The sequence below is a fragment of the Streptomyces sp. NPDC088554 genome, from assembly GCF_044752945.1.
Taxonomy (GTDB): Bacteria; Actinomycetota; Actinomycetes; order Streptomycetales; family Streptomycetaceae; genus Streptomyces.
In genome coordinates, this window is sequence record NZ_JBIVMF010000011.1 from 71,351 (window position 1) to 82,912 (window position 11,562).

The window sequence follows — 11,562 nt, forward strand, 5'->3', positions numbered from 1 at the left end:
TGCTGGACGACTTCACCGTCCGATTCTGATTCTGATCATTCGATTCCGTGATCGACCCCCGACTTGCTAAGAGTGGATGAACGACGATGCATCGGTACAGGTCCCACACCTGCGGCGAGCTCCGCGCCTCTGACGTCGGTGCCGACGTCCGGCTGAGCGGCTGGCTGCACAATCGCCGAGACCTGGGCGGCATCCTCTTCATCGATCTCCGCGACCACTACGGGCTGGTCCAGCTCGTCGCCCGCCCCGGCACCGCGGCCAACGAGGAGCTGTCCAAGCTCACGAAGGAGACCGTCGTCCGTATCGACGGCAAGGTCTCCGCGCGCGGTACGGAGAACGTCAACCCGGAGCTGGCGACCGGCGAGATCGAGATCGAGGTCTCCGAGGTCGAGATCCTGGGCGCGGCGGGCCCGCTGCCGTTCACGATCAACACCGAGGACGGGGTCAACGAGGAGCGCCGCCTGGAGTACCGCTTCCTCGACCTGCGCCGCGAGCGCATGCACCGCAACATCATGCTGCGTACGGCGGTCGTCTCCGCCATCCGGCACAAGATGACCGCGCTCGGCTTCAACGAGATGACGACCCCGATCCTCACCGCGACCTCCCCCGAGGGCGCCCGTGACTTCGTCGTCCCCTCCCGGCTGAACCCCGGCAAGTTCTACGCGCTGCCGCAGGCTCCGCAGCAGTTCAAGCAGCTGCTGATGATCTCGGGCTTCGACCGCTACTTCCAGATCGCGCCCTGTTTCCGCGACGAGGACGCGCGCGCGGACCGCTCGCCCGGCGAGTTCTACCAGCTCGACGTCGAGATGAGCTTCGTCGAGCAGGAGGACGTCTTCCAGCCGATCGAGAAGCTCATGACCGAGCTGTTCGAGGAGTTCGGCGGCGGTCGCCACGTCACCTCGCCGTTCCCGCGGATCCCGTTCCGCGAGTCGATGGTGAAGTACGGCAACGACAAGCCCGACCTGCGCGCCAAGCTGGAGCTGGTCGACATCTCCGACGTCTTCGCGGACTCCGGCTTCAAGGCGTTCGCGGGCAAGCACGTCCGCGCCCTGCCGGTGCCGGACACCGCGGGCCAGTCGCGGAAGTTCTTCGACGGGCTGGGCGAGTACGCCGTCGAGCACGGCGCGAAGGGCCTGGCCTGGGTGCGGGTCGGCGAGGACGGCGCGCTGAGCGGCCCGATCGCCAAGTTCCTCACGGAGGAGGACGTCAAGGTCCTCACCGAACGCCTCTCGCTCGCCCCCGGCCACGCGATCTTCTTCGGCGCGGGCGAGTTCGACGAGGTCTCCAAGATCATGAGCGCGGTCCGCGTCGAGGCGGCCAAGCGCGCGGGGCAGTTCGAGGAGGGCGTGTTCCGGTTCTGCTGGATCGTCGACTTCCCGATGTACGAGAAGGACGAGGAGACCGGCCGGATCGACTTCTCGCACAACCCCTTCTCGATGCCCCAGGGCGGCCTGGCGGACCTGGAGACGAAGGACCCGCTGGATATCCTGGCCTGGCAGTACGACATCGTCTGCAACGGCATCGAGCTGTCCTCCGGCGCGATCCGCAACCACGAGCCCGAGCTGATGCTCAAGGCGTTCGAGATCGCGGGCTACGACCGCGAGACCGTCGAGCACGAGTTCGCGGGCATGCTCCGCGCCTTCCGCCTCGGCGCCCCGCCGCACGGCGGCATCGCCCCGGGCGTCGACCGCATCGTGATGCTGCTGGCGGACGAGCCGAACATCCGCGAGACGATCGCCTTCCCGCTCAACGGCAACGCGCAGGACCTGATGATGGGCGCGCCCACGGAGCTGGACGAGTCCCGCCTCCGCGAGCTGAACATCGCACTGCGCAAGCCGGTGGCGAAGGCGACGGAGAAGGCCGCGGAGAAGTCGGCCGAGTAACCGCTGTCGCTGGTACGGGAATCCCGCCCGCCGGATCCGAACACGGACCCGGCGGGCGGGATTTCGCGTTCCCGGGCCTCGCCGTCTACGGGCGGTCGCCGGGGTGCCCTCCGGTGGTCAGCCGTGTGACGAGGGCGTCCCATTCGGGGTCCTCCCGCAGGAGGTCGCTGTTCGGGCCATCATGATGACGGCGACGGTCGAGGAGATCGCCCCGCGCGTAGAGGTGCGTATGGCTCGGCAATCCGTACTCAGCAGACCGAAGCCCCTGAGGCTCCGGGCCATCATCCATGAGGCGGCGTTGACGGTTCGTACCCCGGATCCGGGCGTGATGCGTGATCAGTTGCAGAGGCTGCTGGATCTGGCCGCCTATCCTCATGTAACGGTCCAGGTCCTGCCGCTGGAAGCGGAGTTGCACCCTGGAACTGCTGGCGGTTTCACGGTGCTTGGCTTTGGTCAGCCCGGTCTCGACGTAGTGCTGTTGGAGCACCTCGCAAGTAGTCTCTATATCGAACAGCTCGCAGAGGTGGAACGGTACGTCGAGGCGTACGAGCGGCTTACCGCCTCCGCCTTGCCGTTCGATCAGTCGCTGTCCCTTATCGCCGGCAAGAAGGATGCACTCCAGTGAGCACGTTCATCCCGAGCGCTTCAGCGCTGAACGTCGAGTGGCGGAAGTCCAGTTACAGCGGGGCCGACAGTAACTGCGTGGAGACCGGCGTACTGGGCGCCGAGACCATTGTCCGCGACAGCAAGTCCCCGGGCGGCCCCGCGCTGCCGTTCTCCAGTCGGACGTGGACCTCCTTCATCGGCGGGGTGAGGGCCACCGGGTCCATGTGACCCCCTCGTGGAAAGGCAAGTGACGTGATCATTCCCAGCGGCGGGACCGCGAACTGGCGCAAGAGCAGCTACAGCAGCGGGAACGGCCAGTGCGTCGAGGTCCGCGACGACCTCCTGGGCGCTGTCCCCGTACGCGACAGCAAAGCCCCCCTCGGCCCCGGTCTCGTCTTCGACGCGGCTGCCTGGGGGGCGTTCGTGACGACGGTGAAGGCCGACGGCTTCCCTCGCGTGTAGCGCACCCGGCCGCGCCCCCTGCCCGTGGTGGGCGAGGGGCGCGGAGTTGTGGGGGGCGGCGGGTAGGGGCCCCTGATTGTGGTGGGTCTCATGCGGAAATTCCGCGAAAGATCCGTCGCGTGGGAGAGGTTGCTATTTTAAACTTCAATGTTTTGGTTTTCCCCACGTCCCCTTCACCCGCGCATTGCGCACCGAGGTCCCCCACATGTCCCATTCCCCCTCCCCCGTACGCTCCGGCGGTCGTCACCGCAAGCCCAAGATGACGAACCTGGCGCTCCGCCGAGCGGTCGTGATCTCGGTGGCCGTCCCCGTTGCCGGGGCGATCCTGGCCGGTCCGTCCGCCTTCGCCGCCGACAAGGCCGATTCCAAGGCCGTCGCCGTCGAACTCGATCCCACCGAGCAGAAGATCGCGGACAACCTGAACGCACGCAGCCAGGACCCGCGCCTCGGCAGCACGCTCAGCGGTGTCGTCATCGACGCCGAGACCGACAAGGTCGTCTGGGGCCACGACGCGGCCACCGCGTTGATGCCCGCGTCCAACGCCAAACTCGCCACCGCCACCGCCGCGTTGACGGTTCTCGGCCCGGACAAGCGGTTCACCACGAAGGTCGTCTACGGCGACGGCACGCTCACCCTGGTCGGTGGCGGGGACCGTACGCTGACCACCGCCGACCTCGGCGCGCTCGCCGAGAGCGCCGTCGCGGGGCTGAAGGCCGCGGGTCTCACCTCGGTGAAGGTCCGGGTCGACGACAGCCTCTTCCCCGAGCCCACGCTCGCCACCGGCTGGAACGACGGCTACTACCCGGACTCCATCGCACCGGTGCGCGCGCTGGTGGTGGACTCGCAGAATGTCACGGACACCTCCCTGGACGCCGGAGGCACCTTCGCCAAGCTCCTGGCCGAGCGGGGCGTCACGGTCGACGGCGAGGTCACCCGCGGCGTGGCCGGTACGGGTGACGCGCCGGTGGCCCAGCACACGTCCGGCACGCTGTCCACGATCGTGGAGCGCATGCTCAAGGTGAGCGACAACGACATCGCCGAGACGCTGCTGCGGCAGACCGCGATCGGCGCCGGTCGCGCGGCCACCTTCGAGGACGGCACGGCGGTCGTACGCCAGGTCCTCGGCCAGTACGGCATCTCGCTGGACAACTTCGAGATCCACGATGGCAGCGGCCTGTCCCGCGCCAACCGCATCCCGGCGCAGACCATCGCCGACATCATCGACCTGGCCGCCGACCCGGGCCACAGCCGGACCCTGAAGTACATCGTGGACGGGCTGCCCGTCGCGGGCGAGGCGGGCGCCACTCTGGGGCCCGAGTGGGGCCGGTTCGACACGGCGGACTCCAGCTGCGCGGTCGGACAGGTCATGGCCAAGACGGGCACCCTCACCGGTGCCATCGCCCTGAGCGGGCTGACGAAGGCGCAGGACGGCCGCTGGAAGGTCTTCTCCTTCATCGAGAACAACTCCACCGCCACACCTGCCGCCACCAGGGACGCCCTGGACGGCCTCGCCGCCACCGTCAACGGCTGCTGGGCGTAACACACCCGGAAACACACGGGGGAACCTCAACCCGGGAACACGCCCGGAACACACCCGAAGACCGCACTGCCCCGGTTCCCGCTTCGCGCGGGCCGGGGCAGTGGTGTGAGCGGGTGGTGGTACGAGCGAGGTGCTCGCTACTTGCGGAGCAGCAGTGTGATGCCCGCCACCACCAGGCCGAGGGCCACGGAGGCCGTGCCGTAGGCGAGGCGGTGGTCCTTCACCCCGGGGAGGAAGCGGTCCACGGCGATGCGGCCGGGGCCGGTGAGGGTGAGGGCCGCGGCGCCCGCGGCGAGCACCAGCTCGTACTCCATACCGGTGGGCGCGAAGAAGCTGCCGGTGCCCTTCACGACGATGGCGTTGACCATCGTGCCGACGACGGCGGCGCCCGCGAGCGGGGTGAGCAGGCCGATGGCCAGCGCCAGTCCGCCGAAGGTCTCGGTCATGCCGGCGACGAGGGCCAGCGTCTTGCCGGACGGGTAGCCGCTCATCGTGAAGAACTGCCCGGTGCCGTCGAGGCCGCCGCCGCCGAACCAGCCGAAGAGCTTCTGGCTGCCGTGCGCGGCCATCGTCAGGCCCAGTACGACGCGCAGGACCAGCAGACCCACGTCATAGGCGTGCGGGGTGGCGGCGTGCGGGGCGGGGGTGTCGGCCGAGGGGCGGGCGAGGGTGCTTGTGGGGGAGGACATGAGCGCGTTCTCTCCTGGGGCGGGGGTGGGGGCCCGGGCGGGATGTGCTTGAAAATTGAAGCAAGTTTCCCTTCGACCGTACACATTATTTCGAATTTGAACAATAGGGGTCCGTGTCGGGCCCGGGTTCCGCGGGCGGCCGGCTGGGGCCGACGCGTCCGAACGGGTTCGGGGACGCACCCGAACTGCGGGAGTCCAAGGTCCTTTCCGCGTCCCGCCGGGACGTCGGGCGGCGTCGAGGAGTGCAAGAGTCCGCTGGTCGTGGTCCCCGTCCCCGGTGCGGCGGTCACCTTCGCCCGCTGTCTCGCGAGCGACTCGCCGGGGATCGTCGAGGACGTCCATCGGATGATCGCCAGCGCAAACTTCCTGGCAAGGACCGATGAATCACCCACTCCCGGGACGTGAAATGAAAGGCCCGTACATGTCTGTGCGCTCCGTCCGCACTGTCCGCAGAGGGCGGCCACGGCCGGCCGTGGCGCTGCTGGTGACGATCGGTCTGCTGGTCACCGGCTGCGCGGGCCTCGCCGACGGGGGGAGCGCGACGACGGCCGACAAGCCGGGCTCCGCGTCGGGCGGGCCCGCCGCCATGAACGACAAGGACGCCAGGGGTACGGCCAAGGGCACCGCCGGGGACACGGCCAAGGACGCCACGGGTACGACCACCGCGACCGCCACCGCGACGGGCGCCGCCGGTCCCGGGCCGCTGGAGGCGCGGTCCGTCGAGCCGAAGGAGATTCCCGGGCTCGGCCCCAGGACCCGCGCCAGGATCTCCCCGGAGGCCACCCAGGCGGTCGTGGCGTCCGGCACCGACCGCGACTCCAGCGATGCCACCGTTACCGTCTACGAGCGGGATCCGGTCATCGGCTGGGAGCCCGTCACCGAAGCCTGGCCCGCGCACAACGCCCTGCGCGGCTGGACCGACGACCATGTCCAGGGCGATCTGCGCTCACCGATCGGGGTGTTCACCCTCACCGACGCGGGCGGTCTGCTGCCGGATCCGGGTGCGGAACTCCCGTACGACCGCGACCCGGCCTTCTCCGTCGAGGGCGAGGGGTTCGAGGGCGAGTCGCTCGAAGGGTCCTTCGACTATGTGGTCGCGATCAACTACAACCGCCGGCCCGGCACCAGCCCTCTCGACTGGACCCGGCCGCTCGGTGCGGAGAAGGGCGGCGGCATCTGGATCCATGTGGACCACGGCGGCCCCACCCAGGCGTGTGTCTCGGTTCCCCGGGCCCGGATGGCGGAGCTGCTGCGGCTGCTGGACCCGGAGAAGGAGCCCGTCGTGGTGATGGGGGACGCGGAGTCGCTGACCCACTGAGGACCGCCGAAGGCCTCGATGGACGGGGGTGGCTCGAAACATACGGAGCTCTCGGAGTTCACAGCTCACTCCCATCTCACTGCCAGCTTCGGTTCCTACTGTCCGTCTCATGACAGGAACTCAGGAAGACCAAGTCCCCAACGACAAAAGGAATCTGACGCGTCGTCGGGTTATCGTGGCGAGCGGTGCGGCCGTCGCGGCCACAGGTATCGGAGCCATGGCCGTCACCACCGCGTCCGCCGGTGAGAGCACCACGCCCACCACCCCGAAGGCCGCCGCCTCCGGCGACGCGACCGAGGTGTGTTACCGCCTCACCTCGCAGACCACCGAGGGCCCGTACTACATCGACGCAGACAAGATCAGAAAGGACATCACCGAGGGGGAGCCGGGCATTCCCATGACCCTCCGCCTCAAGGTGATCGACTCGGAGACCTGCAAGCCGGTGGCGGCCGCGGCCGTCGATGTCTGGCACTGCACGGCGATGGGCGTCTACTCCGGGTACGAGGCGATGGGCTCCGGCGGTGGCGGCGCTCCCGGCGGCGGCACCCCGCCCACCGGTGAGCCCCCGACCGGCGGTCCCGGCGGCCCCGGCGGTGGCGGTGGCGGCGGGCACGAGGAGCCCACCGACGACGAGCGCTATCTACGCGGCACCCAGGTCACCGACAAGAAGGGCTACGTCGAGTTCAAGACGATCTTCCCGGGCTGGTACCAGGGCCGCGCCGTCCACATCCACACCAAGGTGCACGTCGACGGCAAGATGACCGACTCCGGTTACGAGGGCGGTCACACCTGCCACACCGGCCAGTTCTTCTTCGCGGAGGACGCGGTCCTCGACTCGGTGGGGCTGGAGCCGTACGTCACCAACACCGCCCGCCGCACGACCCTCACCGAGGACACCATCTACGACCAGAGCGGTGTCCAGGGCGGGCTGCTGAAGCTCACGTACAGCAAGACGAACATGGCGCGCGGTGTCGTCGGCTCGATCACCATGGGCGTCGACCCGGACGAGACCAACGAGGGCACCGGTCTGTGACCCACTGAGCCGCGCGCCCTGCCGGACGGACACACCGAGGCCCGGATGACACACGCGGGCCCCGGATGAACACACGCGGGCCCCGGAATCACATGATGGATTCCGGGGCCCGTACGCACTGCCGTGAGTGTTACGCGGCGGGCTTCTCCTCCAGGCGCGGGAACAGCACCGCGCCTTTCGTCACCGTCGCGCCCGGCCGCAGCCGGCCCCACTCGCCCGCGTCCTGGACGCGCTGGTCGGCGAGCGCGCCGAGCGACTCGGCCGCGCCGAGCGACTCCCACAGCTTCTGCGAGGTGTCCGGCATCACCGGGTTCAGCAGGACGGCGACCGCGCGCAGCGCCTCCGAGGCCGTGTAGAGGATCGTCGCGAGCCGCGCCCGGCCCTCGGCCGAGTCGTCCTTGGCGACCTTCCAGGGCTCCTGCTCGGTCAGATAGCCGTTGACCTGCTTGACGAAGTCGAAGACCGCGGCGATCCCGCCCGCGAAGTCCAGCTCCTCACCGATCCTCCGGTCCGCCGCCGTGACCGCCGCGGCCAGCCCGTCCCGTACGGCCTGCTCGGCATCGCCCGAGGCCGTCGCCTCCGGCAGGGTCCCGCCGAAGTACTTGCCGACCATGGCCGCGACGCGCGAGGCGAGGTTGCCGTAGTCGTTGGCCAGCTCGGAGGTGTAGCGGGCGCTGAAGTCCTCCCAGGAGAACGAGCCGTCCTGCCCGAAGGCGATGGCCCGCAGGAAGTACCAGCGGTACGCGTCGACACCGAAGTGCGAGGTCAGGTCCTGCGGCTTGATGCCGGTCAGGTTCGACTTCGACATCTTCTCGCCGCCGACCATCAGCCAGCCGTTGGCCGCGACCCGGCCGGGCACCGGCAGCCCCTGCGCCATCAGCATCGCGGGCCAGATGATCGCGTGGAAGCGCAGGATGTCCTTGCCGACGAGGTGGACGTCGGCAGGGAAGGTCGCCTCGAACTTCTCCTGGTTCGCGCCGTAGCCGACCGCCGTCGCGTAGTTGAGCAGCGCGTCGACCCAGACGTAGATCACGTGCTTCTCGTCCCACGGCACCGGGACGCCCCAGTCGAAGGTCGAGCGCGAGATCGACAGGTCCTGGAGGCCCTGCTTGACGAAGTTCACGACCTCGTTGCGGGCGGACTCGGGCTGGATGAAGCCCGGGTCGTTCTCGTACAGCTCCAGGAGCTTCGGGCCGTACGCGCTGAGCTTGAAGAAGTAGTTCTCCTCCTTGAGGATCTCCACCGGCTTCTTGTGGATCGCGCACAGCTTGACGGCGCTGCCGTCCTCGGCGGGCTCCGGCGCGTCGATCAGGTCGCCGGGGAGCTTGTACTCCTCGCAGCCCACGCAGTACGGGCCCTCGTAGCCGCCCTTGTAGATCTCGTCCTTGTCGTACAGATCCTGGACGAACTCCTGGACGCGGTCGGTGTGCCGCTTCTCCGTCGTACGGATGAAGTCGTCGTTCGCGATGTTCAGGTGCTCCCAGAGGGGCTTCCACGCCTCCTCGACGAGCTTGTCGCACCACTCCTGCGGGGTCACCCCGTGGGCATCGGCGGTGCGCATGATCTTCTGACCGTGCTCGTCCGTGCCGGTGAGGAACCACACCTTCTCGCCGCGCTGGCGGTGCCAGCGGGAGAGCACGTCGCCTGCGACGGTCGTGTAGGCGTGGCCCAGGTGAGGAGCGTCGTTGACGTAGTAAATGGGGGTGGTGACGTAGAACGCCTTCCCACCCTGCTCTTCGGTTCCAGTGGCCGCCATGGACGAAATGGTATCGGCCCGGGAGCGCTGCCCCCACATCAATAAAGGGGTGTACGTACCCGGCGGAGAGCTTTGGGAAACAGCTGCCGCGCTATACATGCGCATCCTGGGAGGAGAAGGGCATCATGCAAGAGGCGGTGCGCGAAACGGTGCGGGGTGCGGACCAAGCGGCGGGGCAGGGGACAGCGGGGCAGGGGACAGGGGAGAGCAGCATGCGGGTACTGGTCGCCGAGGACGAGGAGGTCCTGGCCGAGCTGGTGGCCACCGGGCTGCGCCGGGCGGGCTTCGCCGTCGACACCGTGTACAGCGGAGACGCGGCCCTCGCCTATCTGGGACTGCACGACTACGACGTCGTCGTCCTCGACCGCGACCTGCCGCGCGTCCACGGCGACGACGTCGCGCGCAAGCTGGTCGCCGGTCAGTCGCGTACGCGCATCCTGATGCTCACCGCCTCCGCCTCCCTGGAGGACCGCGTCGAGGGGCTGGACCTGGGCGCCGACGACTATCTGGGCAAGCCCTTCGACTTCCCCGAGCTGGTCTCGCGGGTTCGCGCGCTGCGGCGGCGCAGCGCCAGGCCCGTACCGCCGCAGCTGGAGCGGCTGGGCGTGCGGCTGGACTCCGTACGGCGGACGGCCTGGCGGGAGGGGCTGGAGCTGGAGCTGTCGCCCAAGGAGTTCTCCGTGCTCCAGATCCTGCTGGAGGCGGACGGCGCGCCGGTCTCCGCCGAGGAGCTGCTGGAGCGCGCGTGGGACGCGCACGCCGACCCGTTCACGGGCGCGGTGCGGGTCTGCCTGAGCAAGCTGCGCGCCAAGCTCGGCGAGCCGGGGCTGATCCGCACGGTGCAGGGCGTGGGGTACGCGCTGTGAGGGGTACGGTCGCGGGCCTCGCCCTCCGCAGGCTCCGGGGGCGGCTGTGGCGGGGCGGGGCGGCGGGTTGTCTCGGGCGCACCACCATCCGTACCCGTATCGCGCTCATCTACGGCGGGGTCTTCCTCGTCCTCGGCGGCGGGCTGCTCGCCATCGTCAACCTGTTCTCCAGCGCCGGTACGCAGACCGAGGCCCAGGAGATCGCCGGCCGGCTGACCCCCGTCCAGGTCTCCCCCGGGCTGCCCACCTCGCCGGTGGGCGGGCTGATCAGCGAGCAGACCGTCGAACCGGTCACCCCCAACCAGCTCACCGACACCGTCACGAACGTCGCCTCCGACGAGATGATGTTCTGGTCGGTCGTCGCGCTGCTGGCGATGACCGCGTGCGCGATCGGTGTCGGCTGGTGGACGGCGGGACGCGTGCTGCGCCCGGTGCACGCGATGACCGCGAAGGCGCGCCGGCTCTCCGAGCGCAACCTCCACGAGCGGATCGGGGCGAGCGGCCCCGCCGACGAGCTGAAGGAGCTGGGCGACACCCTGGACGCGCTGCTCGCGCGGCTCCAGAAGGCGTTCGACAGCCAGCGCCGGTTCATCGCCAACGCCTCGCACGAACTGCGCACCCCGCTGGCGACCCAGCGCACCGCGATCCAGGTCGGACTGGACGACTTCTGCACACCGGACGAGTTGGCCCGTACGAAACAGACGCTGCTCGACAACAACCGGCGCAGCGAGCAGCTCATCGAGGGGCTGCTCCTGCTGGCCCGCAGTGAGCGCGAGGTGGAGGACCTGGAACCGCTCGACCTGGGCGAGGCGGTGGCGGAGGAGACGGCGCGCTGCGGCCGGGACGTCTCCCTGTCGATGTCGCTGTCCATCGCGGACGCCGAGCTGGTCCGGGGGAACCGGCTGCTGCTGGGGCAGTTGCTCGGGAACCTGCTGGCCAACGCCGTCCGCTACAACGTGCCGGACGGGACGGTGGACGTCGAGGTCAAGGGCGGTTCGTTCGTGGTACGCAACACCGGACCCATGGTCGAGGAGGCGGACATCCCCGCGCTGTTCGAGCCGTTCCGGCGCGGCGAGGGCCGGGACCGGATGGGCCGGGGCGCGGGGCTCGGCCTCTCCATCGTGCGCTCGATCGCGGAGGCGCACGGCGGCACGGTCACGGCGGTCCCGGGCGGCGCCGGCGGCGGGCTGGCGGTGACGGTGACACTGCCGGTGGCCAGGCCCACGGTGCTGCTGCCGCCCCGGCTGCGGAAGGCGCCGGGCCGGGTGCCCGCGGGGCAGTAGGCGGGAAGCGGGAAGCGGACAGGGCCGGGGACGGGAACTGCCGCGGGCCCGTGTCGTGGTGGGCACGGCACGGGCCCGCGGCAGTACGGCGGGTGTTTCTCGCTGCGTCTTGTACGGATGTGGGTA

11 protein-coding genes are annotated in these 11,562 nt (G+C 69.6%); 9 read left to right on the forward strand and 2 right to left on the reverse strand.

Features of this window, described 5'->3' with window-relative positions; genetic code table 11:
- Positions 1 to 86 precede the first annotated feature (86 nt).
- The 5 genes from aspS (at position 87) to dacB (ending at position 4,491) form a co-directional block, all read left to right on the forward strand.
- On the forward strand, positions 87 to 1,883 hold the full coding sequence (gene aspS / locus ACIP8W_RS14915; RefSeq protein ID WP_401955077.1) for an aspartate--tRNA ligase: 1,797 nt from the start codon (positions 87 to 89) through the stop codon (positions 1,881 to 1,883).
- Positions 1,884 to 2,064: 181 nt separating this feature from the next.
- A complete protein-coding gene (locus ACIP8W_RS14920; RefSeq protein ID WP_401955079.1) occupies positions 2,065 to 2,508 on the forward strand; it encodes a DUF5753 domain-containing protein in 444 nt (147 codons plus the stop codon).
- Complete coding sequence (locus ACIP8W_RS14925) at positions 2,505 to 2,717, forward strand: DUF397 domain-containing protein (RefSeq protein WP_402203218.1); 213 nt, start codon at positions 2,505 to 2,507, stop codon at positions 2,715 to 2,717. The genes ACIP8W_RS14920 and ACIP8W_RS14925 overlap by 4 nt, the downstream gene beginning before the upstream one ends.
- A 24-nt stretch (positions 2,718 to 2,741) precedes the next feature.
- Entirely contained in the window at positions 2,742 to 2,951 is a 210-nt protein-coding gene (locus ACIP8W_RS14930) for a DUF397 domain-containing protein (RefSeq protein WP_401955083.1), read from the forward strand.
- A 205-nt stretch (positions 2,952 to 3,156) separates the two neighbouring features.
- A complete protein-coding gene (dacB, locus tag ACIP8W_RS14935; protein WP_401955085.1) occupies positions 3,157 to 4,491 on the forward strand; it encodes a D-alanyl-D-alanine carboxypeptidase/D-alanyl-D-alanine-endopeptidase in 1,335 nt (444 codons plus the stop codon).
- A gap of 137 nt (positions 4,492 to 4,628) precedes the next feature.
- Here the strand turns inward: dacB and ACIP8W_RS14940 are convergent, their stop codons facing one another.
- Complete coding sequence (locus ACIP8W_RS14940) at positions 4,629 to 5,180, reverse strand: DoxX family protein (protein WP_401955087.1); 552 nt, start codon at positions 5,178 to 5,180, stop codon at positions 4,629 to 4,631.
- Positions 5,181 to 5,601: 421 nt separating this feature from the next.
- Between ACIP8W_RS14940 and ACIP8W_RS14945 the strand changes: the two genes are divergently transcribed.
- Entirely contained in the window at positions 5,602 to 6,498 is an 897-nt protein-coding gene (locus ACIP8W_RS14945; RefSeq protein ID WP_402203219.1) for a hypothetical protein, read from the forward strand.
- 109 nt (positions 6,499 to 6,607) lie between these two features.
- Positions 6,608 to 7,531, forward strand: coding sequence for an intradiol ring-cleavage dioxygenase (locus ACIP8W_RS14950; RefSeq protein WP_401955091.1), 924 nt, complete (start codon positions 6,608 to 6,610; stop codon positions 7,529 to 7,531).
- A 130-nt stretch (positions 7,532 to 7,661) separates the two neighbouring features.
- On the opposite strand, the gene metG is transcribed toward ACIP8W_RS14950, so the two are convergent.
- Positions 7,662 to 9,287 carry a methionine--tRNA ligase gene (metG, locus tag ACIP8W_RS14955; protein WP_401955093.1) on the reverse strand — a complete coding sequence of 542 codons (1,626 nt, stop codon included), beginning with the start codon at positions 9,285 to 9,287 and terminating at the stop codon, positions 7,662 to 7,664.
- Positions 9,288 to 9,499: 212 nt separating this feature from the next.
- Here metG and ACIP8W_RS14960 point away from each other — a divergent pair, with 212 nt between their 5' ends.
- Together ACIP8W_RS14960 and ACIP8W_RS14965 are read left to right on the forward strand one after the other, a co-directional pair.
- Complete coding sequence (locus ACIP8W_RS14960; protein WP_401955095.1) at positions 9,500 to 10,153, forward strand: response regulator transcription factor; 654 nt, start codon at positions 9,500 to 9,502, stop codon at positions 10,151 to 10,153.
- Between the two features lie 44 nt (positions 10,154 to 10,197).
- Positions 10,198 to 11,436, forward strand: a complete 1,239-nt coding sequence (locus ACIP8W_RS14965; RefSeq protein ID WP_401955333.1) for an ATP-binding protein — start codon at positions 10,198 to 10,200, stop codon at positions 11,434 to 11,436.
- Positions 11,437 to 11,562: the final 126 nt, after the last annotated feature.